General features: G+C 60.6%; 26 protein-coding genes. 11 read left to right on the top strand and 15 right to left on the bottom strand.

All coding sequences use genetic code 11. The features are described 5' to 3' along the window. Positions 1-2 precede the first annotated feature (2 nt). From MOP87_RS08290 to MOP87_RS08310, 5 genes are all read right to left on the bottom strand, one after another. The gene (locus tag MOP87_RS08290) at positions 3-572 is read right to left on the bottom strand and encodes a DUF6162 family protein (protein WP_242810386.1); all 570 of its coding nucleotides are present in this window, start codon (positions 570-572) and stop codon (positions 3-5) included. Beyond that, positions 569-889 (bottom strand): hypothetical protein, encoded by a 321-nt coding sequence (locus MOP87_RS08295; RefSeq protein ID WP_027914698.1) that lies wholly within the window; start codon positions 887-889, stop codon positions 569-571. The genes MOP87_RS08290 and MOP87_RS08295 overlap by 4 nt, the downstream gene beginning before the upstream one ends. Continuing rightward, positions 886-1,425 carry a hypothetical protein gene (locus MOP87_RS08300; protein ID WP_027914699.1) on the bottom strand — a complete coding sequence of 180 codons (540 nt, stop codon included), beginning with the start codon at positions 1,423-1,425 and terminating at the stop codon, positions 886-888. Before MOP87_RS08300 ends, MOP87_RS08295 begins: the two co-directional genes overlap by 4 nt. Beyond that, positions 1,422-2,615 (bottom strand): PepSY domain-containing protein, encoded by a 1,194-nt coding sequence (locus tag MOP87_RS08305; protein ID WP_027914700.1) that lies wholly within the window; start codon positions 2,613-2,615, stop codon positions 1,422-1,424. The genes MOP87_RS08300 and MOP87_RS08305 overlap by 4 nt, the downstream gene beginning before the upstream one ends. A 166-nt stretch (positions 2,616-2,781) precedes the next feature. After that, entirely contained in the window at positions 2,782-4,116 is a 1,335-nt protein-coding gene (locus MOP87_RS08310; protein WP_242810387.1) for a SidA/IucD/PvdA family monooxygenase, read from the bottom strand. 165 nt (positions 4,117-4,281) lie between these two features. Here MOP87_RS08310 and MOP87_RS08315 point away from each other — a divergent pair, with 165 nt between their 5' ends. After that, positions 4,282-4,728 (top strand): hypothetical protein, encoded by a 447-nt coding sequence (locus tag MOP87_RS08315; RefSeq protein WP_027914702.1) that lies wholly within the window; start codon positions 4,282-4,284, stop codon positions 4,726-4,728. Positions 4,729-4,752: 24 nt separating this feature from the next. On the opposite strand, the gene pbpG is transcribed toward MOP87_RS08315, so the two are convergent. Further along, the gene (gene pbpG, locus MOP87_RS08320) at positions 4,753-5,682 is read right to left on the bottom strand and encodes a D-alanyl-D-alanine endopeptidase (protein WP_242810388.1); all 930 of its coding nucleotides are present in this window, start codon (positions 5,680-5,682) and stop codon (positions 4,753-4,755) included. A gap of 288 nt (positions 5,683-5,970) precedes the next feature. Between pbpG and MOP87_RS08325 the strand changes: the two genes are divergently transcribed. Continuing rightward, positions 5,971-6,153: a hypothetical protein gene (locus MOP87_RS08325; RefSeq protein ID WP_134325423.1), complete on the top strand. Its 183-nt coding sequence runs from the start codon at positions 5,971-5,973 to the stop codon at positions 6,151-6,153. A 72-nt stretch (positions 6,154-6,225) separates the two neighbouring features. Here the strand turns inward: MOP87_RS08325 and MOP87_RS08330 are convergent, their stop codons facing one another. The 4 genes from MOP87_RS08330 to MOP87_RS08345 all read right to left on the bottom strand — a co-directional run bounded on the left by MOP87_RS08330 (position 6,226) and on the right by MOP87_RS08345 (position 9,251). Beyond that, complete coding sequence (locus MOP87_RS08330; protein ID WP_028686983.1) at positions 6,226-7,104, bottom strand: DMT family transporter; 879 nt, start codon at positions 7,102-7,104, stop codon at positions 6,226-6,228. A 128-nt stretch (positions 7,105-7,232) separates the two neighbouring features. Further along, positions 7,233-7,550 (bottom strand): response regulator, encoded by a 318-nt coding sequence (locus MOP87_RS08335; protein ID WP_231977316.1) that lies wholly within the window; start codon positions 7,548-7,550, stop codon positions 7,233-7,235. A gap of 226 nt (positions 7,551-7,776) precedes the next feature. Continuing rightward, positions 7,777-8,892, bottom strand: coding sequence for an HWE histidine kinase domain-containing protein (locus MOP87_RS08340; RefSeq protein ID WP_347402994.1), 1,116 nt, complete (start codon positions 8,890-8,892; stop codon positions 7,777-7,779). 176 nt (positions 8,893-9,068) lie between these two features. Next, positions 9,069-9,251, bottom strand: a complete 183-nt coding sequence (locus MOP87_RS08345; RefSeq protein ID WP_027914707.1) for a hypothetical protein — start codon at positions 9,249-9,251, stop codon at positions 9,069-9,071. A 216-nt stretch (positions 9,252-9,467) separates the two neighbouring features. Between MOP87_RS08345 and MOP87_RS08350 the strand changes: the two genes are divergently transcribed. Then, positions 9,468-10,289, top strand: a complete 822-nt coding sequence (locus tag MOP87_RS08350) for a shikimate 5-dehydrogenase (RefSeq protein ID WP_027914708.1) — start codon at positions 9,468-9,470, stop codon at positions 10,287-10,289. Between the two features lie 60 nt (positions 10,290-10,349). Here MOP87_RS08350 and MOP87_RS08355 read toward each other — a convergent pair whose 3' ends face one another. Together MOP87_RS08355 and gloA are read right to left on the bottom strand one after the other, a co-directional pair. Continuing rightward, positions 10,350-10,592 carry a hypothetical protein gene (locus MOP87_RS08355; protein ID WP_027914709.1) on the bottom strand — a complete coding sequence of 81 codons (243 nt, stop codon included), beginning with the start codon at positions 10,590-10,592 and terminating at the stop codon, positions 10,350-10,352. Between the two features lie 93 nt (positions 10,593-10,685). Beyond that, positions 10,686-11,213 carry a lactoylglutathione lyase gene (gene gloA / locus MOP87_RS08360; protein WP_242810390.1) on the bottom strand — a complete coding sequence of 176 codons (528 nt, stop codon included), beginning with the start codon at positions 11,211-11,213 and terminating at the stop codon, positions 10,686-10,688. Between the two features lie 298 nt (positions 11,214-11,511). Between gloA and cobF the strand changes: the two genes are divergently transcribed. Continuing rightward, the gene (gene cobF / locus MOP87_RS08365; RefSeq protein WP_242810536.1) at positions 11,512-12,318 is read left to right on the top strand and encodes a precorrin-6A synthase (deacetylating); all 807 of its coding nucleotides are present in this window, start codon (positions 11,512-11,514) and stop codon (positions 12,316-12,318) included. On the opposite strand, the gene MOP87_RS08370 is transcribed toward cobF, so the two are convergent. Further along, positions 12,290-12,649, bottom strand: a complete 360-nt coding sequence (locus tag MOP87_RS08370; protein WP_110606795.1) for a response regulator — start codon at positions 12,647-12,649, stop codon at positions 12,290-12,292. The two genes, cobF and MOP87_RS08370, sit on opposite strands and share 29 nt — an antisense overlap. A 235-nt stretch (positions 12,650-12,884) precedes the next feature. Here MOP87_RS08370 and MOP87_RS08375 point away from each other — a divergent pair, with 235 nt between their 5' ends. The 5 genes from MOP87_RS08375 to MOP87_RS08395 are packed head-to-tail and all read left to right on the top strand — an operon-like array spanning position 12,885 to position 19,382. After that, the gene (locus tag MOP87_RS08375) at positions 12,885-16,349 is read left to right on the top strand and encodes a response regulator (RefSeq protein ID WP_104926700.1); all 3,465 of its coding nucleotides are present in this window, start codon (positions 12,885-12,887) and stop codon (positions 16,347-16,349) included. Continuing rightward, positions 16,346-17,167, top strand: a complete 822-nt coding sequence (locus tag MOP87_RS08380; protein ID WP_027914713.1) for a protein-glutamate O-methyltransferase CheR — start codon at positions 16,346-16,348, stop codon at positions 17,165-17,167. Before MOP87_RS08375 ends, MOP87_RS08380 begins: the two co-directional genes overlap by 4 nt. Further along, complete coding sequence (locus tag MOP87_RS08385; RefSeq protein ID WP_027914714.1) at positions 17,164-17,739, top strand: chemotaxis protein CheB; 576 nt, start codon at positions 17,164-17,166, stop codon at positions 17,737-17,739. Before MOP87_RS08380 ends, MOP87_RS08385 begins: the two co-directional genes overlap by 4 nt. Further along, entirely contained in the window at positions 17,733-18,959 is a 1,227-nt protein-coding gene (locus tag MOP87_RS08390) for a hybrid sensor histidine kinase/response regulator (protein ID WP_110606793.1), read from the top strand. Before MOP87_RS08385 ends, MOP87_RS08390 begins: the two co-directional genes overlap by 7 nt. A gap of 45 nt (positions 18,960-19,004) precedes the next feature. After that, positions 19,005-19,382 carry a response regulator gene (locus MOP87_RS08395; RefSeq protein WP_027914716.1) on the top strand — a complete coding sequence of 126 codons (378 nt, stop codon included), beginning with the start codon at positions 19,005-19,007 and terminating at the stop codon, positions 19,380-19,382. An 81-nt stretch (positions 19,383-19,463) separates the two neighbouring features. On the opposite strand, the gene MOP87_RS08400 is transcribed toward MOP87_RS08395, so the two are convergent. Next, complete coding sequence (locus MOP87_RS08400; protein WP_242810391.1) at positions 19,464-20,333, bottom strand: DMT family transporter; 870 nt, start codon at positions 20,331-20,333, stop codon at positions 19,464-19,466. Between the two features lie 124 nt (positions 20,334-20,457). Between MOP87_RS08400 and MOP87_RS08405 the strand changes: the two genes are divergently transcribed. Then, positions 20,458-21,840, top strand: coding sequence for a PLP-dependent aminotransferase family protein (locus tag MOP87_RS08405; RefSeq protein WP_088522967.1), 1,383 nt, complete (start codon positions 20,458-20,460; stop codon positions 21,838-21,840). A gap of 106 nt (positions 21,841-21,946) precedes the next feature. After that, a complete protein-coding gene (locus MOP87_RS08410) occupies positions 21,947-23,371 on the top strand; it encodes an MBL fold metallo-hydrolase (RefSeq protein WP_242810392.1) in 1,425 nt (474 codons plus the stop codon). Here the strand turns inward: MOP87_RS08410 and MOP87_RS08415 are convergent. Next, positions 23,344-24,255: a LysR family transcriptional regulator gene (locus MOP87_RS08415; RefSeq protein WP_027914720.1), complete on the bottom strand. Its 912-nt coding sequence runs from the start codon at positions 24,253-24,255 to the stop codon at positions 23,344-23,346. The two genes, MOP87_RS08410 and MOP87_RS08415, sit on opposite strands and share 28 nt — an antisense overlap. Positions 24,256-24,323: the final 68 nt, after the last annotated feature.

Below are 24,323 nucleotides of genomic sequence, written 5' to 3' on the forward strand. Positions count from 1 at the left end.
AGTCAGTGACGGTGTTCGCGGGTGACACCGGCGTCGTAGTGGCTGACGACCTGGCGCCAGCCGGCGACGATCAGGCTTGCCGGGGCAAGGTCATCGACCGATGAGCTGGGGCTGTCTCTAAGGAGCCAGACCTCGGCCTCGGCGCCAGCTTCGGCGGGCAGGATCATCAGCAGGTCGCCGGCGATTTCCGGCGCCTGGCTGCGGCCCAGGTAGGCGCCGTCGGCCAGCAACGTCCAGTGGTGATTGCCACGGCCCTGGCTACCGGCATCAACGACGAAAGGCGGCAGACCCTCGGCCGCCAGTGTTTGCACGTCGGGCACGGCGCCCTCTTCCTCGCGAAGGTACTGGATTTCGTCGAAGGCCACCCGCAGGTCGGTGTAGAGGCCTTGCTCAGCCGGCGTCAGGTCCCGCCGAGCGTCAATTTGATGGCTGGCGATCGGCTGATCGTCCACACGCTCCCCACGCACCAGCACGACGCTGGCTGCCAGGGCTACGATCAATGCACTGACCATCAGCACATACAGCGTTTCATGCCCGGCGCCGGCCGGGCGAATCACCTGAACCCGGCTCATGGTTGCGAAATGTCGGCGTAGTCGACTTCGACCACATGGCCAGGGCCTGCGTCGAACAACACGTAGAATTCACCATCCGGGCGCTTGAAGGTGAGGGTGGAGTCATCCCCGAGCTTGCCGCCGACCAGCACCTGTTCGTCGTAGCCGATCACGTCCAGGGTTACACCAGGTGCACCGCTACCGTCAGAAAAGCCGCCAGTGCATTTGATCTGACTGCCTGGCACTTCCTCACATTCACACATGGGGTTGTGTGCCATGGCAGCCGTCGCGGTCAACAGCAGTGATGGGAGCATGAGCCTACGCATGAGGTGTTTCATTTGTTGCCTCCTTGTTTCTTGAGCCAGGCCACGGTGGCTGGCGATGCCTGGGCCAAGGGCACCGAGGCTTGATGCATGCTGCCGTCCCAGCCTTCAAGGGTGATCCACACTTGGGCATCTGGCCGAGTACGCGGCGCAATTGGAAGGGAGGTACCCATGTGGTAGGGGGCCCCGAAGAAAATGGTGCCGGCGGCGCGCAGGCTGCGCGGCTTGCCGATGCGCAGGTAGGTGGCTTTCACCTCTTGGGCGCAGCCTTTGCAGAGCGAGGCATTGAACACCTTGAAGTAGCCGGCCGGACCATCGGCCTGGGGCACTTCGTCACGCATTTCAGCCAGGTCCAGGCTGTAGGGCCCTACTTTGATATCACGTATCACGTTCGCGCCCAGCCCGGCTTCGCCGCGAAACAGCTTGGCGTCGGCAAAGTACTGGGGCATGAAGCCCAGCGGGATCAGGACCAGCAGAATGTTCAGGTGAAACCGCCACTTCAACCAGATCTGCTTCAATGGCCGTTGCTCAAGGGTGTGTGCCTGGCTCATGGTTGGGTCTCCAGGGTAGGCTCGCGCTGTGCGACGCGCGGGGCGCGCTCGCTGCGCTTGAGGGCGGCGGCGGTAGCTTGGGCGGTGCGCTTGGTCCAGATGAGCAGGCCGCTGAACACCATCAAGGTCAATACCAGGCCGAAGAAGAACCACACCAGTTTGATCGGCAGCCCGCCGAAGTCGCCGGTGTGCAGCGGACGCATGGATTCGGTGACGAACTCCAGGGGCGTGCGGTCGCTGATGCGGAACTGGCTGTCGACCTGGCGGGTGTAGGGGTTGACCGAGGCATTCTGGAACATCAACGGGTACCACCCCGGCCCCGAAAGGCTGATATGGCTGTACGCCGTGGCGGGCAATATCACGAAGCTGACCTCAAGGCCCGGCACCGCTTGCCCGGCAATGCGCACGGCTTCGTCCAGGTCGATGCGTGGTGCCGGGGTGCCGTCGGTGGTCTGCGGCACGTCCTCGCGTGCAATCACCGGCACGATGGGGCGTGTGGAAATCGTGACGTGGTTATCGCCCAGAATGGCCTGGATCAGGAACCAGGTACCGGTAATGGAAATGACGGCGATGAACCAGATGGACCAGACGCCGGCCAGGCGATGCACGTCCCCCCAGAAAATCCGCGAGCCGTGACCGGTGCGCACCGGCTTGAAGAACCCCCTCCAGAATTTCTTGTACACCACCAGCCCTGTGACCAGGGACGCCAGCATGGGCAGGCCCAGTAGTGAAACAAGGTACCAGCCCCAGCTGTAACCGTTGGTGAATGGCACCAGCCACCACCCATGCAAGGCGCGGGTGAAGGCTTCGAAGTCGAAGTCGGGCGTCTTGCCCTGGATGGCCCCGGTGTAGGGGTTTACATACAGCGTGGGGCTGGTGCCGTCGGGCAGGGTAACGTTGGCAATGACCGCGAAGTGCGAGCCGTCGGGCTGGCGAAGCATGTCCACGATCATCTCGGGCTCGGCCTTGTGCAGCGCATCGAGCACTTGCTGGAAACTCAGGCGGTCCACGTCGGCATCGGGCTTGTTGGCGCGGACCGCAGGGTCGGCCAGCCATACGATTTCCTGGCTGACCACCGCGAGCATGCCGGTGAAACACACGATCAAGACAAAGAACCAGATCGGCAGCGCGAGCCAGCTGTGGACCAGGAACCAGAGCCTGGACTTGGATTTTTTCGGAGTTTTGGCCATCAGACGATCTTCACAATAAGGGGTCGAGCTTAAGCCCAACCCTGGAGAGCTGTATTGATAAGGACGAATGAGAATCGAAATTCCGTCGATTTAAATGCAAGGAAATGTTTCAGGCTGAGGAGCCGGCCCCCGCACCTGAAACGGGGGGGCGGTGGCGAAGCGTCTGTCAGGCGCGGGACAGGACCGCTTCTGGCAGTGGCAGGGTGCGCAACGATGGCAGGTCTTGATAGAGCGCACGGCCAATCTCGGCGGCCCGCGAGGGCAGAACCGACAGCAGCGTGTCGCTCAGACCATGGCTGTTCTCGCAGAAGCCTTGCAGGTACACCGACGCCTTGAGGTCGGGGCTGGTCAGTACGCGGTAGTTGCGATCGACGTTGAAGTCCTCCAGGTAGCCAGCCAGGGGGGCCAGCAAGTCGCGGTGCGAACGGCGCTCGTAGCCGGTGGCCAGGATGACGGCATCGTAGCGGTGGGTCTGTTGCTGGCCGGTGGCCAGGTCGCTGAGGGTCAACTCGATGCCTTCTGAGGTGTCCACCACCGCTTCTACCTGGCGCCGGCACAGCACATTGTGGCGGAACTGATGGGCCACTTTTTGCCGATAGAGAATGGCGTAGATGCGCTCGATCAGGTTCAGGTCGACCACCGAGTAATTGGTGTTGTGGTATTCATCGAGCAACTTGCTGCGTTGATCGGCCGGTTCGTTGTAGACCAGGTCGGTGTAGTCGGGTGCGAAAATCTCGTTGACGAACGGGCTGTCGTCGGCCGGCTTGAGCGCCGAGGCGCGCAGGATCATGTCCACCTTCACCGACGGGTAGCTGTCGTTGAGATCGATGAACGCCTCGGCTGCGCTCTGGCCTGAGCCGATGACCGCGATGCGCATTGGTTTTCCGGCATTGCAGGGCAGCTGGCTGAGGCTGCTGAGGTAGCGGGAATGGTGGAACACGCGCGGGTCGTTCTTGAAGGCCGCGAACGTTTCCGGAATCTTCGGTGTTCCGCCGCTGCCCACCACGACCGAACGGGCCCTGCGGGTGTATTCCCGGCCTTCGGCATCACGGGACACCAGGCGCAGGTGCTCGACGCGGCCTTGGGTGATTTCAGGTTCGATACGCAGCACTTCTTCACCGTATACCGCCTGGGTCGCGAAATGTTCGGCAGCCCAGCGCAGGTAGTCGTTGTATTCCAGTCGGCAGGGATAGAAGGTGCCCAGGTTGATGAAGTCGGCCAGGCGCTGTTTCTGGTGCAGGTAGTTGACGAAGCTGTAGGGGCTGGTGGGGTTGCGCAGGGACACCAGGTCCTTGAGGAAGGAGATCTGCAACTCGCTCTGGGTGGCGAGGGTTTCACCGTGCCAGCGATAGTCCTGCTGCTTCTCGATAAATAGCGCGTCAAGGGCGCGCCCCTGGCTTTCGGCCAGCTCTTCGAGGGCGATTGCCAGCGCAAGGTTGGACGGGCCGAAGCCTACGCCGATCAGATCTTTGATGGTTTCCTGCTGTGTGGCTTGGGTCATGGCCGCGATTCCATAAGGTCGATGTGGACGCTCACCGGTGATCCGGCTACCGCGCTGGTACATCTTCTGGAACGAGCCAACCGACAGGGAATTTAGCAGGGCTCAAGACAAGCCCATTTGTGCCGATAAATGGGGCACGGACCGGTTTTGGAGCAAGGAATCATCATGGTCGCAATCAACTCGAGCAATCTGTTGATCAACGGCGTCTCAGCCCAGACGCTGAGCGTTGACGCTGCCGCCGAGCGTGAACGGCGTGTGCAGGCGGGCGAAGCGCCCGGCCCGTTGAGCATCACCAGTGACAGCCTCAACGCCACGGCTACGGGCCAGGCACAATCTGCCCAGAGCGACGACAGCGACGAGCCAGAGGCCGTCAAGCAGCTGCGCGAGTTGATCAAGACGTTGCAGAAACAGCTGGCAGAGGAGCAGAAACAACTTTCAGCGCTGATGAACAGCGACATGGAAGAGACCGCGAAGATGGCTGCCATCAGCACCAAGCAAAGCAGCATTGCCACGCTCAGCAGCCAGATCATCGCGGCCTCGGCACAGTTGCTCGAACTGTTGCAGCAAAGCGGTGGTGGCAGTGCCGGTGGCCTGGTCAGCACCCGTGCCTAGCCGGCGCTGACCAAACCGAGAGGGTCAATCGGCGGCTAACCGCGCTTTGTTGTGACGATCGGCCTTGTACTGCATGGCCACCGCTGGGGCTGGCTTGGCCGCGCCCGTCTCCAGCCACTGGCGAATACGGCTGGCATCGGCGAAGTGGGTGTACTTGCCGAATGCGTCGAGAATGACCATGGCGACCGGACGGTTGTCCATGCGTGTCAACAGTACCAAGCAGTGTCCAGCCTCGTTGGTGAAGCCGGTCTTGGTCAGCTTGATGTCCCAGTTGCTCTTGTTCACCAGGTGATCAGTGTTGCGAAACCCGAGTGTGTAATTGGGTTTGCTGAACGCTACGGTTTTCTCACGGGTGGTCGACAACGTACTCAACAGAGGGTACTTGCGCGACGCCATCAACAGCTTGGTCAGGTCGCGGGCAGTGGAGACGTTCTGAGTCGAAAGACCGGTGGGTTCGATGTAGCGGGTATGGCTCATGCCCAGGCTGCGTGCCTTGGCGTTCATCGCCTTGATGAAAGCCGGGTAACCGCCAGGGTAGTGGTTGGCCAGGGTGGTTGCGGCGCGGTTTTCCGAGGACATCAGGGTGATCAGCAACGTCTCGCGTCGGTTCAACTGGCTGCCGAGCCGAACCCTGGAGTAGACGCCTTTCATGTCCGGGTTGTTGGCAATGGTCATGGTCAGCATTTCGTCCATGGGCAGCTTGGCATCGAGCACGACCATGGCCGTCATCAGTTTGGTCACCGACGCAATGGGCAGCACGCGGTCAGGGTGACTGGCGTACAGCTCCTTGTTGGTGTTGAGGTCGATCAACAAGGCGCTGCCGGAGGCCAAGTGCAGCTTGGCGGGGTCACGTTGCAACTGGGCAGCGGGCTGTGCAGCGACAGCGCCGGTAATAGGGGTCAGGGTACCTGTGAGCAACAACACAAGGCTGAGGGTGGACAGGATCGTTTTCACGTTGAGGCTCACTAAAGAGGGCTATGTCGTTGGCATTGCGAGGGTTTTCCCCAAGCCGGCGCATTCTGGAGTATGGCTCAAGCCGTGTCGATTGCCTTATCACCAATGGGCGCAAGGTGAAGGAAATTTAATCCTGCGGGTACGGCTTCAGCGCGTTGAGTAGGCCAACTCCCCATCCTTTGGTCGTCCCCTCTCACTGAACCGCTTGGGCTGATTTACTGATTCGAGGTGAACTCCGTGTGACTCGGCCCTGTCACCTTTGAACATACGGAGGATCCAGGCATGGTTGTGAAATTGAGAACGTATCGCGGAGATGACATCCCGGAGTGGTACCAGCGTGACGATCTCGATGAACTCTACGAGGTCGAGGACCAGGAGGGGAGTGTGCAATTGCTCGAAGATGATGAAGATGCAGTGAAGCTCGTCGTAGACCTTACCTATGAAGATGAAACGGCCCCCAAGCCAGAGTGATGGGAAGCAAATGAAGCCTCGTAGCGGGCCCAGCCCCCACGGGCCTGCTGGCACTTTCGGGTCGTAAAATACCTATGCCCTGCGCCAGGCACGCGAGGCGATGCGCGTCAGTCGCAGCTCGGTGATGGCCAACCCGACCAATATCAAGCCTGCGCCGGCCAGACGCTCGGCAGGCAAACGATCACCGGCAAGGAAGTAGCCGAACAGACCGCCGAAAATTGGCTCGCATATGAGTATCAATGCAACCTTTTCCGGGGGCAGCACCGCTTGGGCACGGTTCTGGATGGCGTAAGCCAAGGCTGTTGCCAGCAGCGCCAATACCAGAAGGGTGGTGGTGACAGGTAGCGTGGTGGGTACGAAGAACTCGTTGTTCGACCAACTCCATATCAGCGAAAGCACGCCGACGACGCTTAATTGAATCGAAGCCGATGCCAAAGCGAGCGCAGGCGTGGTGAACGTCGATACCATCACGATATGCAACGCGAAGCACACGGCACACCCCAGCACCAGCAAATCGCCGTAGTGCAGGGTAAATCCATCCAGGCTCAGCAGGCCGAGCCCGACTACCGCGATACCGGTTCCGACCCCTTGCTTCAGGCTGGGGCGACCCTTGCCCATGAGGTAGATCAGCACCGGCGTGAACACAGTACACAGGCCCGTGATGAAACCGGCATTGGAGGGCGTTGTCAGGGCAGTACCGGAGGTCTGCAGCGAAAAAGCCAAAAACAGCACGACTCCGGCCAAGCCAGCACTCAACCAAGTGCGTGGGCCCATCAGTCGAAACGAGCGAATCGAGAAGGGGAGCAACGCCAATGCGGCCAGGCTGAACATCCACGCATTCAAGGTGGAGGCAGCCATGATGCTCAGCGTGTCGTGCTTGGCCACGAAGCTCCAGCCCCATACCGCGGTGACAGCCAGAAGCGAAATCGACCAGAGGGTGTTTTTAGACATGACGAATCCTTGGGCAGGCATTTATACCGAATGCCTTGCCGAGAAATGTCTGTCAGCGGTACCTAAGAACGCAAAGATAAAGCGTTGCCTGCCCACTGGCAATTACCAGGTTGGTAGCGCCCTGCGGCCTAGTTGTCGGATGAGTGGTCCGTACCGGTGCACCCCACCAGCAGCATGATCATCGCCTCGATCGACCACGGCTTGGCAATGAATGCAGCGGTGGGTGGTAATGGCACGTCGAGCCTGCTGTGCCCGCCACTGGTCACGATCACAGGCAAGCGCGGCCATTTTTCGTAAGCCGTCCAGGCCAGATCCCAGCCATCGGAAAGCCCCGGTGTGCGCACGTCGGTCACCACCGCCGCCCAGGGCTGCTTATCGAGTTGGCGAATACCCTCTTCGGCGGTATCCACAGAGACGACCGTCGCGCCTGTATCTTCTATGATCATGGCCAAGAATTCCCGAAGGGCAGGCTCGTCCTCGACCACTAAGATCCGTTTTCCCTTCATGAGCGCAGACCATCGTTTCCATCATGTGCTTCCGAGGGCGTGGTCAGCACCGCGTTGCTTCGAATGGATAAGCGGTGCAATTTGTACAGCTATTGGCATGAAACTCGACGGCTGTACAACAGTGGCATGCATGCCATCACCGGTTTCAGCTGCTCGTCCAGGTCGCTCAATAGATGCGTTTGCCTAGCTTTTGGGTAAACGGGGCGGTGATCTGGCAACTGAATCCAGCAGGCTCGTAGTTGAACGTCACCTTGCCGTTGAACGCGTTGCGTAAGCTGCCTTGCATCATCAGAGTGCCATAGCCTCGCCTGGTGGGCGGCGCAACCGCTGGACCGCCGGTTTCATGCCAGTTGAAGGTGAAATGTGGCGGTGAGTCCATTTGCTCTTCAAGCTGCCAGCTGAAGGCCACAACGCCGCCGCATTGGGAAAAGGCTCCATATTTCGCGGCATTGGTCGCCAGTTCGTGCAGGACCAACGCCAATGCAGAAGCCGCCTCGGGCGCCAGGATTATGTGCGGCCCGCCTTTGTCGTCGTGCATGTCCGTCACATAGGGGGCCAAGGTTTCAGTCACCAGGCTGTGCAAGCTGATCGGGACCTTCGCGAGCGCCAGCGTATGAGCCTTCTGCATCGTCACCAGGCGGTTTTGCAGAACACTGCGGAACTCGGTGATTTCTGGATGATGCTTCGCCGTCAGGATGGCAACAGCGCCAAGGGTACTGAACAGGTTGCGCATACGATGATCAAGTTCGGTCACGAGTATCGCCGCCGCTTCCTGGGTACGGCTGTAGGCGCAGAGCTGCGCGCACAAACGCAAGGCGCTGGGCATCTGTGCGCGAAAAGCCTCGGTAATCGGGCGTTGCGGGTCGTAAATCAGGGCGATCGTGCCTTGTACGGCGCCGTCCTTGTCCTGGGCCGGAAACGACGTCAATGCTTTGAGCCCATGCTCACGAAACAGGCCCTTCCACGCTGCTGCGAAACGTGGATCGGTAGCCACGTCAGGCACATCAATGGCCGCGCCGCTGAGAATGGCCAAACCGCATGAGCCGCGGTTTGTCGAAATGGGGTTGCCAGTGAGCTTGCTGCTGAATGCTTCAGGCAGGCTCGGAAAGACAGAGTGCCTGAAGGTTTTGCCTGGATGGTCCAGGATATTGATGCCGACGTGACTACCCGGCAGTTGCGCAGCCAGTGCAGTGACGAAGGCGCTCAGCAAAGGGAGGATGGATTCACCGTTGGCCATGATCTCGATGGCCTCGTCCCGAAAGCTGTCGACCAGTGCCGTCATGAGCCAGGAAGCCTTGCAGGGAATGGCAACGACGTCTCCTTGGACGAAGTGTCTCGGTGTTTTAAAACGGCAAGGTTACAGCGTTTCGCGGATGCGCGCAGCCTGGCGAGTGACAGGGCACTTAAAAAAAAGCCCGCACGATGGCGGGCAACAGGGAGCAGCACTAAATGTTCGTGTCAGGCGAGTAGGCTGAGGGGTTGCAGCTGTTCGATCAAGGCGCGCGCACTGGCCAGGCTCGGCATCGGCCCGCTGACCGGCTCGCCATTACTGACCAGGTACCAGCAAGCCAGCAGGCCCTGATTGCGCAAGGAGGCCGGTACTGCCGAGCCGATCACGGACATGATCTCGATAGTGGCCATCTACAGCCCTCCGCTAAGACATGGCGTTACTGTACCGACGCCTTGGGCGGGACTGAAATCAATGTGCTCAATAGTGCTTATCAGTTTTGCCTAATGTGCTGGCGTCATTGTGCATGGTCGATTCGTAGGACGTTGCGAGCAGCCTCGAGTCGGTATGCGTGGGGCATCCGCTCTGCTAGGCTCACTCACCGTCTGTACACCGCAAAAGGATCGTGTATGTCCCTTATACCCAGCCGGGATACCGTGCTGTGCATTTCCCTGGCAGGCCGTCCAGGGACCTTCGGTGTCCGCTTCCACAACCACCTCTATGAGCAGCTTGGCCTGGATTTCTATTACAAGGCCATGCGCACCGATGACTTGCCGGCTGCTGTAGCGGGCATCCGGGCGCTTGGCATTCGTGGTTGTGGTGTCTCGATGCCGTACAAGGAAGCGTGCATGGCGTTGGTCGATGAAATTGACCCCTCGGCTGCGGCAATCGACTCCGTCAACACCTTGGTCAATACCGAGGGCCACCTCAAAGCCTATAACACTGACTACCTGGCAGTCCGGCAGTTGCTGACGCAGCACAAGGTGGACCCGGCCACGGCGTTCGCCTTGCGCGGCAGCGGTGGCATGGCCAAGGCGGTGGCCAGTGCGTTGCGTGACGCAGGTTTTGGCGAAGGCATGATTGTCGCCCGTAACGAGCAGGCCGGGCGGGAACTGGCCGATGTGTGCGGCTACCGCTGGCTGCCCGAGCTTGGCGACCTTTGCCCGCCGATGCTGATCAACGTCACCCCGGTGGGCATGGCAGGTGGGCCGGAGGCGCAGCAGTTGGCGTTCAGCGAGATGGCAATTGCTGCGTCCGAGCGCGTATTCGATGTGGTGGCCATGCCCGCGCAAACACCGCTGATCAAGCTCGCAGAGCAGCTCGGCAAGCAGGTGATCACCGGGCTTGAAGTCATCGCACTGCAAGCGTTGGAGCAATTTGTCCTGTACACCGGGATCAGGCCAACGGCTGAACAGGTACAAGCTGCCGTGACCTACGCGCGTCAAGGCTGAGCCAGCTGCAGAGCCTGCGACATGCAGCGACCAGCAAGCAAAGCCGGGTCGCTGCAGCGATCAGCGCACCTGGGTGACTTGATCCAACTGCTTGTCAACCAGCGCACGGCCATACGCCAGCGACACATGCTGGGCATTGTCCAAGTCGCTGAAGAACTTCATGGGCATCGATAGCCGGCGGCTGACATGGCCGTCGGGCGCTGTGATCAGGCAGCCTGCCGCAAAGGGGAGCGGCGAGTCAGGATGAGGCATGACGCTGGCGGTGATGACGTGCTTGCGGTATTCACACTGGAGCGATTGCATGATCGGTACCTCGCTGTGGCAATGAAGCCTCTACTTCATATACCACAGCAAAGGGTATGCGGGCGGTCACCCGACAAGCGTGGCCTGTGAGCCTTAGGCTTTCACCTCGCCAGGCTGGATGACCTCGACCCAGTAACCATCCGGATCCTTGATGAAGGCCAGGTGGTTCATGCGTCCGTCTTGCAGGCGTTTCTGGAACGGCACGCCCAGGGCTTCGAAGCGGGCGCAGGCTTCACGTACGTCCGGCACCGAGACACAGATGTGGCCGAAGCCGCGTGGATCGGTATTGCCATCGTGGTAGGCGAAGTCGGTATCCTGTTCGGTGCCATGGTTGTGTGTGAGTTCGAGCACGCCCGGGATCGACTTCATCCACTGGTGGCGGGCATGGTCGTCCTCTGGGATCTGGGCAGGGTCGACCAGGGCCAGGAAGTACAGGCTGAAAGCAGCTTCCGGGAAATCACGCTTGTCCACCAGGCGGAAACCCAATACGCGGGTATAGAAATCCAGCGACTTCTGGATGTCCTTGACCCGCAGCATGGTGTGGTTGAAGACGAATTGGGCAGTGGCGGCGTCAGGCTGTGCGGTGACGCCCGGAACGGTTTGCAGATCGTGCAAGCTCATGGAAACTCCTGAGACGGGGCCGGGTGCAAGGACCCGGCGAAACAGACAGGCTGCTCATGATACGGCAGTGAAACGATTGCGCAAATGAAAGCGCCCTGCTGAAGGCAGGGCGCTGGAATTAGAGGCCCGCGTGTGCGGGCGCGTGATGGGGTCGCTAGTCCGTTAGCTGTGTTGATGATGCCTATGGCGCTGTGAAAAAAGTGTGAAGCAAGTGTTGAGGTTTCATCATTGCGCCAACGCGAGCACATTCATGGCCAGTCGCCTTTTAGCGAGTGGGCGAAATGGCACGGGAGGGGAAATGATACAGGTACTGCTGATCGGCATTGGTGCTGGCGATCCTCGTCAGTTGACCTACGAAGCGGTCGAGGCGTTAAGCTGCGTAGACGTGTTTTTCGTCATGGACAAAGGTCCCGAGGTCCAGGACCTTCTGGAGGTGCGCAAGGCGATCCTGCAGCGCTACCGACCCGACGACAGCTATCGCATCGTGCAGATTACCGACCCGCCACGCGCCAGGCAGGCTCCAGGGTATGCCGAGTCGGTCGATGTCTGGCACCGTCAGAGGGCCATGGCGTATGCCTCGCTGCTGCAGGCGCAACTGCACCCAGGGCAGACCGGCGCATTTTTACTGTGGGGTGAACCAGGCTTGTACGACAGCACGCTACGTGTGATGGAATTGGTCCGCGAGCAGGGCGTGTCGCTTGCTTTGAAGGTTGTACCAGGAATAAGCAGCATGCAGCTGTTGGCCGCCCGTCACCAGATCGCGCTCACACGTGCCGGTGAGCCATTGATCGTGCTGCCAGGACGGCGGCTGGCGGATCTCGAGCAAGTCGACAATGTTGTGGTGATGCTCGACAGTGCCTGCGTCTTTGCTGAGCTGTCCGATCCGGCGCTCACGATCTTCTGGGGGGCCTACCTGGGAACCGCAGACGAGATGGTGATCGCCGGGCCACTTGACGCGGTCAAGGCACGTATTGTGGAGGCCCGGTCAACTCTACGCAGGCGCAAGGGCTGGATAATGGACATCTACCTGCTGCGCCGTGAAGCACGCCCGACAACGGATTATCAAGCCGAACCAACTACCCCGCTTGATGGGCATCAAGGATAGAGGCCACCTTGTCTCGCAATTGGTCAATGGAGTAAGGCTTGCCAATTCTGTACATGCCTTCAGGCACTTCGACGTTGTCGCCATAGCCACTGGCGAACAGCACAGGAAGCCCTGGACGCAGTGCGCGTGCACGCTTGGCCAGGTCATGGCCATCCATGTCCGGCAAGCCAACATCGGTTATCATGAGTTCGAGCGTTTGGTCAGGATTTTCGAGTACTTTCTTTGCGGTCGTGGCGTCTTGCGCCTCGATCACGTCATATTTCAATTCGTCGAGGACCTCGACCATGAGCATGCGTACGATGTCGTCGTCCTCGACTACCAGAAGGGACATGGTTCAGATCCTGTCTTGTTGAATGTCTTTTGTTCTGTGCGTCGCCAGGGCCCAGAAGTTCCCGAAGAATACCTATCTGATCGATCCGATGGAACGATTGGAGCAGGTATGTTTCAAATGCTGGCTAAATGCCGGGCACGCTGATCAGGGCGTGCGCCAGGCCAGGGGCTGCCCCTTACTATAAGGAAAGATTGACCATGCTGTTCATGGACCTCATTTGCTCGGGCGTTTTCAGATGATACAAGCTGCCTCGATGGATCAACGTAGCTTTCGCAAGCTGTTGAGCCGCAACATCGGCCTGCCCCTGGGGCTCGGCCTGCTCGGTGCCGTGGCGTTCGTCGCCGTTATCAACTACCTGCTGTCTGCCATGCAGTGGGTGGAACATACCGACCAGGTGATCGGTAACGCCAACGAAACGCTCAAGCTCTCGATCGACATGGAAACCGGGATGCGCGGTTTTCTGATCACAGGCGATGAGCGTTTCCTGGACCCGTACGAGGTGGCCAAGCCCAGGATCTTCAACAGCCTGCAAAGCCTGAGAAGCATGGTCGAGGACAATCCCCAGCAGGTCGAGCGCATCGATCGGCTGATCGCGCTGCAGGGCGCGTGGAACGACTTCGGCAGCCAGATGATCGACCTGCGCCGCGCCGAAGGGGGATACCGAGAACTGATCGGTAACGGCCGTGGCAAACGCCTGACCGACGAAATCCGCAAGGAATTCGAGGACCTGATCGGCGCCGAGCAACAGCTGCGCATGACCCGTAACGAGACGGTCAGCACTGTCACCGTCGCGGGCATCATCACGTTCATTGTGTTGCTGGTCGGGCTCAGCGCATTGCTCGCCTACCTCGGACGCCGAGACCTGCTGGCCTTGTCCGACAGCTACACCAAGAACTTGCAGGCCCAGCAGCGCGCTGCAGAGCGACTGGAGCATCAGGCCTGGCTGCGTAACGGCCAGACCCAACTGGCCCAGCAGGTGCTGGGTCAATTGTCCTTGCCCATGCTGGGTGACAAAGTCCTGCGGTTCTTCGCTGCCTACCTGGGCAGCGTGGTTGGCGCCGTGTATGTGCGTGATGAACATGGCCGCCTGGTGCGGGTGGCTAGTTATGGGCTCGAAGCCCAGGAACAGGCCCGCGAGCAGGTGCTGGGTGATCATCACGGCTTGCTGGCACAAGCGGTGCGTGAAGAACGGTTGATCCGCCTCGATGCCTTGCCGGAAGACTATTACCGGTTGGCGTCGGGCCTGGGCAAGGGCCTGCCTCGCAGCGGCCTGATCGTGCCGGCCACCGAGGACGGTCAAGTTAACGGTGTCATCGAGCTGGGCCTGCTGCGCCCCTTGCAGGACCGCGACGCGGAGATGCTCGAGCGTGTGGCGGGCAACCTGGGCATGTCCATCGAAAGCGCCCGCTACCGTCAACGCCTGCAGGAAGTGCTGGCCGAAACCCAGCAGCTCAACGAAGAGCTACAGGTCCAGCAGGAAGAGCTGAAAACCGCCAACGAAGAACTCGAAGAGCAGTCCCGGGTGCTCAAGGAGTCCCAGGCTTACCTTGAGACCCAACAGGCGGAGCTTGAGCAGACCAACGAGCAATTGTCCGAGCGCACCGATGCACTGGACCTCAAGAACGAGGAGCTTAGCCGTGCACAGGCCGAGCTTCAGGCTCGTGCCGATGAGCTGCAGCGTTCGAGCAAGTACAAGTCCGAATTCCTTGCCAACATGTCCCATGAGCTGCGCACGCCGCTCAACAGCTCGCTGATCCTGGCCAAGCTGCTTGCCGAGAACGGCGAAGGCAACCTGAGCCAGGAGCAGGTCAAATTCGCCGAGTCCATCTACTCGGCGGGCAATGACCTCCTTAACCTCATCAATGACATTCTGGACATTGCCAAGGTCGAAGCCGGCAAGCTTGAGGTGCGCCCCGAAACGACCCACGTCGATCGGCTGGTCGAGGGCTTGCGTGACATGTTTACGCCACTGGCCTCTCAGAAGGGGCTGGGCTTCGAGGTTACAGCGGCCGAGCACGTGCCTGCGACCTTGTTCACCGATCGCCAGCGCCTGGAACAGATCCTCAAGAACCTGTTGTCCAACGCCATCAAGTTCACCGAGCGTGGTCAGGTCAGCCTGAATATCGGCTACCAGCCCGAGGCCGGCATCGTGTTCGCGGTGCGCGACACCGGGATTGGCATCGCGCCCGATCAGCAGCAAGCCATTTTCGGTGCATTCCACCAGGTCGATGGCACCAGTAACCGCCGCTATGGGGGCACCGGGCTGGGCCTGTCCATCTCCCGCGACCTGGCCCGCCTGTTGGGCGGGCAGATCACCGTACAGAGCACGCCGGGCCAAGGCAGCGTATTCAGCCTGGTACTGCCAGAGCGCCATGATGTCGACGAACAGCCCGTCGCGCCGCTTACCCTACGCCCTGCGGTGACTGCGTTGCCATCGGTCATCCAGCCGCCAGCAGCGGCGGCCAAACCGCCGATCCTGGCCTTCACCGATGACCGCGAGCGGGCGCCGTTCACCAACCGCTGCATTCTGGTCATTGAGGACGAGCCAAACTTTGCCCGTATTCTCTTCGATCTGGCCCATGAACTGGGCTACAGCTGCCTGGTGGCCCATGGCGCCGACGAGGGCTTCGAGCTGGCTGCTCGGTTCCTGCCCGATGCCGTACTGCTGGACATGCGACTGCCGGACCATTCCGGCCTGACCGTACTGCAGCGCCTGAAGGAACAAGCCGAGACGCGGCACATCCCGGTGCATATCATTTCGGTCGAGGACCGCGTCGAAGCAGCCATGCACATGGGCGCAGTCGGTTATGCGGTCAAACCCACCAGCCGCGAAGAGCTCAAGGAAGTCTTCGCGCGCCTGGAAGCCAAGCTGACCCAGAAGCTCAAGCGTATCCTGCTGGTAGAGGACGATGACCTGCAGCGAGAGAGCATTGCCCGGCTGATCGGCGACGAAGACGTCGAGATCACCGCTGTGGGCCTGGCCCAGGAAGCCTTGGCACTGCTGCGCGAAAACGTCTACGACTGCATGATCATCGACCTCAAGCTGCCTGACATGCTCGGTAACGAGTTGCTCAAGCGCATGACGGCTGAAGATATCCGCGCGTTCCCACCTGTGATCGTCTACACAGGTCGTAACCTGACGCGTGAAGAGGAGGCCGACCTGCTCAAGTATTCGCGCTCGATCATCATCAAGGGCGCACGCTCGCCCGAGCGTCTGCTCGATGAGGTCACCCTGTTCCTGCATAAGGTGGAATCGCAGCTGTCCCATGAGCGTCAGCGTATGCTCAAGACGGCGCGAAGCCGCGACAAGGTATTCGAAGGGCGCAAGATCCTGCTGGTGGACGACGATGTGCGCAACATCTTTGCCCTGACCAGTGCCCTGGAGCACAAGGGGGCCATCGTCGAAATCGGCCGCAACGGCCGCGAAGCCATCGAACGCCTCGAACAGCATGAGGATATCGACTTGGTATTGATGGACGTCATGATGCCGGAAATGGATGGGTTCGAAGCGACCCGGCTGATCCGCCAGCAGCCTCGCTGGCGCAAGCTGCCGATCATCGCCGTGACTGCCAAGGCGATGAAGGACGACCAGCACCGCTGCCTGCAGGCCGGCGCCAATGATTACCTGGCAAAGCCCATCGACCTGGACCGCCTGTTCTCGCTGATACGTGTGTGGTTGCCGCAACTGGAGCGAATTTGATTAGCGAACGCAATACCGACATCGAGATCCGCTTGCTCATCGAGGCCATCTACCTCAAGTACAGCTACGATTTCCGCAATTATTCTGGCGCTTCGATCAAGCGCCGGATCCTGCATGCCCTGCGCCAGTTCGACTGCCAGACCGTGTCTGCGCTTCAGGAGCGGGTACTGCATGACCCTGGCATGTTCATGCAGTTGTTGCAGTACCTGACGATTCCAGTCAGCGAGATGTTTCGCGACCCTGGCCACTTCCTTGCCCTGCGCAACGAAGTGGTTCCGCTGTTGCGCACATGGCCGTCGATAAAGATCTGGATCGCCGGCTGCAGCACAGGCGAGGAGGTGTATTCGATGGCCATCTTGCTGCGCGAGGAGGGTCTGCTGGAGCGCACCATCATCTACGCCACCGACATCAACCCGCACTCGCTGGAAAAAGCCAAGCAAGGCATCTATTCCATGCCAAGCATGCGCGAGTATGAAGAAAACTACAGGTTGGCCGGTGGGCGACGCGACTTCTCCGACTACTACACTGCTGCTTACGGCAACGCCATCATGGACAGCACCTTGCGTGAGCAGGTGACCTTCGCCGATCACAGCCTGGCCACCGACAGTGTGTTCTCGGAAACCCAGCTCGTCTCGTGCCGCAACGTGCTCATCTATTTCGACAAGGTCCTGCAGGACCGCGCCCTGGGCCTGTTCCATGAGTCCCTTTGCCACCGGGGTTTTCTGGTGCTGGGCAGCAAGGAGTCGGTTGATTTCTCGGCCTACAGCCAGCGCTTCGAGCCCTGGGTCAAGCCTGAACGGATCTACCGCAAGTCATGAAGGGCATACAAGCTGTCGTGATCGGCGCCTCGGCGGGCGGTGTGACTGCCTTGTTCAAGGTGCTCGGCGGGTTGCCAGGGGCGTGCAAGGTGCCTGTGGTGTGCCTGTTGCATCTGCCCGAGGACCGGCATAGTCATCTGGCTGAAGTGCTGCAACGTCGCTTGGGTCGACCAGTGCTCGAGGCACGCGACAAGCAGCCTTTGCAAGACGGCGGTATCTTCGTGGCGGGCCCTGGTTACCACCTCTCGGTAGAATGCGACTTCACCCTTTCTCTGAGCCAGGAGCCGGCGCAGCACTTTTCCAGGCCTTCGATCGACTACCTGTTCATGTCGGCAGCCGATGCCTATGGCGCGGCACTGCTGGGCATACTGCTCACTGGCGCAAATGAAGATGGCGCCCAAGGCCTTGCGTACATCAAGAACAGCGGCGGCCGGACCATTGTCCAGGACCCTCGCGATGCACAGGTCGCGCTGATGCCGGAGGCCGCTTTGGCCCTGCATCGTCCCGACCATATTCTTCCTTTGAGTGGTATCGAGCAGTTGCTTGGTACTCTGGAATCCAGCGCATGTTAAGCCAGACCATCGCCAAACTGCTGATCGTCGACGATCTTCCAGAAAATCTCCTGGCCCTCGATGCCCTCATACAGGGTGACGATCGCGAGGTGCATCAAGCCCAGTCCGCCGAAGCGGCGTTGTCACTGCTGCTTGAGCACGAATTCGCCTTGGCCATCCTGGATGTGCAGATGCCTGGCATGAACGGTTTCGAGCTGGCCGAGCTGATGCGCGGTACCGAAAAAACCCGCAACATCCCTATCGTGTTCGTGACCGCGGCTGGGCGCGAAATGAACTATGCCTTCAAGGGCTACGAAAGCGGCGCCGTGGATTTTCTCTACAAACCGCTCGATACCATGGCGGTCAAAAGCAAAGTGTCGGTTTTCGTGGATCTCTACCGACAACGCAAAGTGCTCGACCAGCAACTGCAAGCGCTCGAGCGCAGCCGGCAGGAGCAGGAGGCCTTGCTGGATAAGCTGCAAAGCGCGCGCTGCGAGCTGGAGCACGCCGTGCGGATGCGTGACGATTTCATGTCCATCGTTTCCCATGAGGTGAGAACGCCTCTGAACGGTTTGATCCTGGAAACGCAACTGCGCAAGCTGAACCTGGCCAGGGGCAATCTGGAGGCTTTCAGTGAGGAAAAGCTCAAGGCCATGGTCGAGCGCGACGAACGTCAGATCAACAGCCTGATACGGCTGATCGAAGACATGCTCGACGTGTCACGCATCCGCACCGGTAAACTCTCACTGCGCCCGAAGCTGTTTGACCTCAGCCAACTGGTACGGGGGCTGGTGGAGAACTTCACGGCGCAAGCGATCGCGCTGGATACCCGAATCGACCTGCACTGTGACGGGTGCCTGGCTGGCGAGTGGGACGAATTTCGCATCGAGCAAGTGCTGGCGAACCTGCTGTCCAACGCCCTGCGCTATGGGGAGCGCAAGCCTGTACACGTACGGGTGTTCGAGCTGGACGGCATGGCATGCGTGCAGGTGCAAGACAATGGCATTGGCATTGGTGCGGCCAACCAGCAGCGTATCTTCCAGCAGTTCGAGCGGGTCTCGAATCATAAGGCGACGGGTGGCCTGGGGCTTGGGCTCTATATCTCCGAGCAGATCGTACAGGCCCACCGCGGGCGTATTCTGGTCGAAAGCGAGGAGGGCCAAGGTGCCACGTTCACCCTGCAATTGCCGTTGGGCGTGTGCGAACAACAAAACGATCAGGCGCGGGCAACCTCTGCGTGAGCCCGGGGTCTGATGGCAAACTGCAAGAATTTCCAAGGTTTCGATATGAGTGAAGATGCACAAGATGTGGTGCTGGTCGTCGAGGATGAACCGGCTATTCGCATGATTTTGCGGGACTACCTGGCCGGGGAGGGGTACCACGTGCTGGTAGCCGAAGATGGCGAGCAGGCGTTTGCCATCCTGGCCAGCAAGCCGCACCTGGACCTGATGGTGACCGACTTCCGCTTGCCCGGTGGCATCTCAGGCGTGGAAATCGCTGAACCCGCAGTCAAGTTGCGGCCAGACCTCAAGGTGATCTTCATCAGCGGCTATCCAGCGGAGATCCTGGAGTCCGGTAGCCCGATCACCCGCAAGGCGCCCATCCTGGCCAAGCCGTTCGACCTCGACACATTGCATGACAAGATCCAGACCCTGCTGCGCTGACAGCGGCAGGTTAAACCAAAGCGGGTGGCCACTGGTTCAGCAATCAGTGGCCTGGTTCCAGTTCCACCGCAGGATTGAGCGTCAATGGGCGAACCGCTTGGCCCCGGCAACACACAGCACCGCACCCACCGTCACCGACACCATGGCCCAGCTCACCTGCTCGTGCAGCAAAACTGCTGCCAAACCCAGCCCAATTAAGGGCTGTACCAACTGCAATTGGCCGACCGCCGCAATCCCGCCCTGGACGAGCCCGCGGTACCAGAACACGAATCCGATGAACATGCTGAACAACGAGACATAACCGAAGCTGAACCAGGCAGAGGCGCCGACTTGCGTCAGGTTCGCCATCGTGGGCATGGTGATGACCGCCAACACCAGCATCGCGGGCAGCGCGAGCAACAACGACCAGCTGATGACCTGCCAGCCGCCCAATGTGCGAGACAGTCGTGCACCTTCTGCATACCCCAATCCGCATACCACGACTGCCGCGACCATCAACCCATCACCCACTATCGAAGCCTGCCCTGCATAGGCCGATGCATAGCCCGCCACCAACCCGGCACCAGCCAACGAAAATGCCCAGAACAGCGGCCTAGGACGCTCGCCGCCGCGCAGCACGGCAAAGCCGGCGGTGCACAGCGGCAATAGCCCCACAAATACGATGGAGTGGGCGGAGCTGACGTGCTGCAAGGCCAATGCAGTCAGTAGCGGAAACCCGACCACGACGCCGAGCGCTGTCACGGCCAGGGATGGCCAATCGCCTCGTCGAGGCTGGGGCTGACGCAGCAAGATCAGGCAACAAGCACCCACCAACGCGGCAATGGTTGCCCTTGCGCAGGTCAGAAAGGTGGGTTCGAACGCTGCCACTGCCACGCGCGTTGCGGGCAAGGAGCCTGCGAAAATGACCACGCCGATAAAACCGTTGATCCAGCCGCTTGCTGTTCTCTGCATCTCGCACTCCTTGTCGTCAATGAAGCCAGTACAACACCGATGTGCGCGCAGATGCCATGTACAATCCAGTACAGTTTGGCGGAACTGTTAGGTATTGATGGGCAGTACAGGTGGGAGGAATCCGGTGAAAGAGCACAGCACGCGCATTGCAAAGGTCATGGCTGAAATCCATGCCCGCATCGCGGCCCGTACCTATTTGCCCGGTGCGCGGATACCTTCAGTACGGGCAATGGCGCAGAGCATGCAGATCTCGGTGTCGACCGTGGTCGAAGCCTACGAACGACTGGTGGCCGGAGGGGTACTCCATGCCCGCCGTGGCGCCGGGTTTTATGTGGCAGGGGGCGCGGCGCCCTTGGTGCTGACCGAGCTGGGACCCAAGCTTGAGCATGAGGTCGATCCACTGTGGATCTCTCGCCAGGCGCTCGAACCCGCTGGCGCCCTGTTGAAACCTGGCTGCGGCTGGCTTCCTGCGCACTGGATGTTCGAGGCTGGAGTGCGCAAGGCGCTCCGGGCTACGGCGCGCTCGCAAGCCGAGCAGGTGGTTGAGTACGCATCGCCGCAGGGCCATCGGCCGCTGCGCGATTTTCTGTCGCGGCGACTGGCCGGCTTTGGCATCGACGCACCGGCGGAGCAGGTCATGCTCACCGAGTCCGGCACGCACGCCATCGACCTGATCTGCCGTTTTCTGCTCCAACCCGGTGACACCGTACTGCTCGACGATCCCTGTTATTTCAACTTCCATGCCTTGCTCAGGGCCCACAGTGTCAACATCGTCGGTGTGCGTCAGACCCCTACCGGCCCGGATATCGATGCATTCGGTGCTGCCCTGGCGGCGCATTCGCCACGGCTCTACATCACCAATTCCGGCATTCACAACCCAACAGGTGCCTCCCTGTCACCGGGCACTGCGCACCGGCTGCTCAAGCTCGCTGAGGCCTCGGGCCTGTTGATCGTCGAGGACGACGTTTTCGCCGATTTCGAGCATACGCCAGCGCCCAGGCTCGCAGCCTTCGATGGTCTGGCCCGGGTCATCCAGATTGGCAGTTTCTCCAAGACCGTCTCCGCTTCGGTCAGGTGTGGGTATATCGCCGCACGTCATGACTGGATCCAGAGCCTGGTCGACCTGAAGATCGCCACCACCTTCGGAGGCGGTCGTCTGGCAGCGGACATCGTTCACCATGCGATCACCAGCAGCGGCTACCGCAAGCACATGGAGACCGTGAGGATGCGCCTTGCCATCGAAAGGGACAGAACGGCTGAAAAGCTCAAAGCGCTCGGCATCATTCCCTGGCTGATGCCACAGGCAGGGCTATACCTGTGGTGCCGTCTGCCGCAGGGCAAGGACGCGGCCGCGTTGGCCAAGGTGTGCTTGAACAATGGCGTGGTGCTGGCGCCTGGGAACGCGTTCAGCCAGTCCCAGACGGCAGGCGATTATGTGCGTTTCAATGTTGCGCAGTCAGCCGACGGGAAAATCTACGAGGTACTGGCGCGGGCTCTGAATGCCTGAGCCTTGCGCCTGGGTAGGCCCGCGAACCCTGACGCCCGAGCTTTTCTGAACCCTCGTCAATCGGGCAGTGCCCAACGTTACTCCAGGCTCAAGCAGGCTAGCCATCATGGACCACCCAGAAATCATTCACCACGGCGCCCGTGAGGGCGTGACCGGCTCCTGCCATCAAGTCTGGATGGACCAGACGGCCAGCTTGCTGATCGACTGCGGCGCCTTTCAAGGCGAGGACGAAGATCAAGGCGGGGAGGGCTTGGCCCTCGACTTCGCCATCGATGGCGTCAAGGCCCTGATCGTGACGCATGTACACCTGGATCACGTTGGGCGAATCCCTCATCTGCTGGCTGCGGGTTTCGAGGGACCGATCCTGTGTAGCGAACCGTCAGCTCAGTTGTTGCCCATCGTACTCGAAGACGCGTTCCGGCTCGGTATCAGTGACGATCCCGAGCAACTGGAACGCTATCTCAAGGTTGTGGAGCAGCGCACCATCGCATTGCCCTACGGCAACTGGTTCACGCTCCACGAAACCGAGGCTGCCCACTGCAAGGTCAGGCTGCAACCGGCCGGCCATGTGCTGGGTTCGGCGTATGTGGAACTCGACATGCAAAGGCCAGGCGCGACTGCCAAACGGGTGGTCTTCAGTGGTGATCTGGGGGCGCCGCACTCGCCACTGTTGCCAGACCTGACGCCTCCCGAGCGGGCTGACCTGCTGATTCTGGAAAGCACCTACGGTGACCGTCGGCATACCGACCGGAAGCACCGGCGTGAACGCTTGCAGGCCGTCATCGAGCGGGCGCTGAAAGACCAGGGTACGGTGCTGATCCCTTCTTTCTGCATCGGCCGCACCCAGGACTTGCTCTACGAGCTAGAAGAAATCCTCCACGAGCACGAATTGGCGGGAAACGATCAGGCCAACAGCGGCCCGGAAGTGGATTGGCCACACTTGCCGATTATTCTCGATTCACCGCTGGCTAGCCGCTTCACGCAGGTCTACAAGGGCTTGCAAGGGTATTGGGACGAATCGGCCCAGGACCGTATCAAGGAAGGGCGCAAACCCCTGTCCTTCAAGCAACTGATCACCATCGACAGCCATGAGGAGCACCAACGCATCGTTCAGCACCTGGCCGAAACGGCTCGGCCGGCGATCGTCATCGCGGGCAATGGCATGTGCTCGGGCGGGCGTATCGTCAACTACCTCAAGGCGATGCTAGGTGATGCCCGGCACGATGTGGTCTTCGTCGGTTACCAGGCCCATGGCACACCTGGCCGGGACATCCTGACCCACGGCCCGGAAGGCGGGTACGTCATGCTGGACGGCGAACGCATAGACATTCGTGCCGGGATCGAGCGTGTGGAGGGCTACTCAGCCCATGCCGACCAGGCGGATCTGGTCGGTTTCGTCACGCGAATGCAGGTTTGGCCGTCGCATATCCGCCTGATACACGGAGAGCCTGAGGCCAAGCAGTGCCTGGCCGGCGTTCTGCAAGCGCGCTATCGCGAGAGCGGTCACGAGGGACGTGTGCACATCCCCTGATGGTTAGCGACTAGAAAGTCCACGAACACCCGCACGCGTGCGGGCATGTTCGGTCCACCGGCGAAAACGGCGTGGATGGGCTCTCGGTCACCTGGATTGAAGGCCTCGAACAGTGACACCAGGCGGCCGCTGGCCAGGTCATCGGCGACGGTGAAGGTGCCTATCCGCGCGATGCCTGCGCCCAGCCTGGCCAACTGGGCCAGGGCTTCGCCACTGCTGCACTCGATGTTGCCGCTTACCTTCAGTGCGAACTCGCGACCGTCACGCACGAACGGCCAGTCCGACGTGGCTCGCCTGAAGTTGAATCGCAGGCAGTTGTGCTTTGCCAGGTCCTCGGGTAGCAAAGGGGTGCCCCACCGGCTCAGATAGTCTGGCGAGGCCACGACCACCTGGCCCGTTTCATCGATTTGCCGAGCATTCAGAGAGCTGTCTGGCAGCGTGCCGAAGCGCACAGCCACATCGGCCTGGCCACCGAGCACATCAACGACTTCGTCACTCAGGGTCAGGTCGACCAATACCTGCGGGTACTGCACGCTGAACGCCGCCACCAAGGGGACGATGCGCAGTCGGCCGTGCCCAAGTGCAGCGCTGACGCGAACTCGACCACGGGGCACGCCCTGGTCCGTAATGGCCTGCTCCACCTCCTGAAGGTCGGTCAGCACGCGGCGTGCCCCGCGTAGATAAGTCTCGCCTTCGGGTGTGAGGGTAATCGCGCGCGTGGTACGCAGCATCAGCCGTGTTCCAAGACGCTGCTCGGTGCGCGCCAGTATGCGGCTGACGGCAGAGGGTGTCAGGCCCAATGCACGGGCGGCTGCCGACAGGCTGCCTGCTTGCGCCACCTGGGTGAACACCTCCATCTCACCTGATCGTCCTGTCAGATCCATTTGTGCCTCGTACGCAAAGGTGGTTCGCACAATCGCTATCTAGTGCCTTGGTGAAACAGATCGTAGCA

Origin of the sequence: Pseudomonas sp. I3-I5 (assembly GCF_022699445.1) — a bacterium.
In the GTDB taxonomy this organism is placed as follows: domain Bacteria; phylum Pseudomonadota; class Gammaproteobacteria; order Pseudomonadales; family Pseudomonadaceae; genus Aquipseudomonas; species Aquipseudomonas fulva.

What these genes read in the sequence shown, in the direction of transcription:
- MOP87_RS08290 (WP_242810386.1), bottom strand. Translation starts at nt 572, where the DNA reads ATGAGCCGGGTTCAGGTGATTCGCCCGGCCGGCGCCGGGCATGAAACG.
- MOP87_RS08295 (WP_027914698.1), bottom strand. Translation starts at nt 889, where the DNA reads ATGAAACACCTCATGCGTAGGCTCATGCTCCCATCACTGCTGTTGACC.
- MOP87_RS08300 (WP_027914699.1), bottom strand. Translation starts at nt 1,425, where the DNA reads ATGAGCCAGGCACACACCCTTGAGCAACGGCCATTGAAGCAGATCTGG.
- MOP87_RS08305 (WP_027914700.1), bottom strand. Translation starts at nt 2,615, where the DNA reads ATGGCCAAAACTCCGAAAAAATCCAAGTCCAGGCTCTGGTTCCTGGTC.
- MOP87_RS08310 (WP_242810387.1), bottom strand. Translation starts at nt 4,116, where the DNA reads ATGACCCAAGCCACACAGCAGGAAACCATCAAAGATCTGATCGGCGTA.
- MOP87_RS08315 (WP_027914702.1), top strand. Translation starts at nt 4,282, where the DNA reads ATGGTCGCAATCAACTCGAGCAATCTGTTGATCAACGGCGTCTCAGCC.
- MOP87_RS08330 (WP_028686983.1), bottom strand. Translation starts at nt 7,104, where the DNA reads ATGTCTAAAAACACCCTCTGGTCGATTTCGCTTCTGGCTGTCACCGCG.
- MOP87_RS08335 (WP_231977316.1), bottom strand. Translation starts at nt 7,550, where the DNA reads ATGATCATAGAAGATACAGGCGCGACGGTCGTCTCTGTGGATACCGCC.
- MOP87_RS08340 (WP_347402994.1), bottom strand. Translation starts at nt 8,892, where the DNA reads ATGACGGCACTGGTCGACAGCTTTCGGGACGAGGCCATCGAGATCATG.
- MOP87_RS08345 (WP_027914707.1), bottom strand. Translation starts at nt 9,251, where the DNA reads ATGGCCACTATCGAGATCATGTCCGTGATCGGCTCGGCAGTACCGGCC.
- MOP87_RS08350 (WP_027914708.1), top strand. Translation starts at nt 9,468, where the DNA reads ATGTCCCTTATACCCAGCCGGGATACCGTGCTGTGCATTTCCCTGGCA.
- MOP87_RS08355 (WP_027914709.1), bottom strand. Translation starts at nt 10,592, where the DNA reads ATGCAATCGCTCCAGTGTGAATACCGCAAGCACGTCATCACCGCCAGC.
- gloA (WP_242810390.1), bottom strand. Translation starts at nt 11,213, where the DNA reads ATGAGCTTGCACGATCTGCAAACCGTTCCGGGCGTCACCGCACAGCCT.
- cobF (WP_242810536.1), top strand. Translation starts at nt 11,512, where the DNA reads ATGATACAGGTACTGCTGATCGGCATTGGTGCTGGCGATCCTCGTCAG.
- MOP87_RS08370 (WP_110606795.1), bottom strand. Translation starts at nt 12,649, where the DNA reads ATGTCCCTTCTGGTAGTCGAGGACGACGACATCGTACGCATGCTCATG.
- MOP87_RS08375 (WP_104926700.1), top strand. Translation starts at nt 12,885, where the DNA reads ATGATACAAGCTGCCTCGATGGATCAACGTAGCTTTCGCAAGCTGTTG.
- MOP87_RS08385 (WP_027914714.1), top strand. Translation starts at nt 17,164, where the DNA reads ATGAAGGGCATACAAGCTGTCGTGATCGGCGCCTCGGCGGGCGGTGTG.
- MOP87_RS08390 (WP_110606793.1), top strand. Translation starts at nt 17,733, where the DNA reads ATGTTAAGCCAGACCATCGCCAAACTGCTGATCGTCGACGATCTTCCA.
- MOP87_RS08395 (WP_027914716.1), top strand. Translation starts at nt 19,005, where the DNA reads ATGAGTGAAGATGCACAAGATGTGGTGCTGGTCGTCGAGGATGAACCG.
- MOP87_RS08400 (WP_242810391.1), bottom strand. Translation starts at nt 20,333, where the DNA reads ATGCAGAGAACAGCAAGCGGCTGGATCAACGGTTTTATCGGCGTGGTC.
- MOP87_RS08410 (WP_242810392.1), top strand. Translation starts at nt 21,947, where the DNA reads ATGGACCACCCAGAAATCATTCACCACGGCGCCCGTGAGGGCGTGACC.
- MOP87_RS08415 (WP_027914720.1), bottom strand. Translation starts at nt 24,255, where the DNA reads ATGGATCTGACAGGACGATCAGGTGAGATGGAGGTGTTCACCCAGGTG.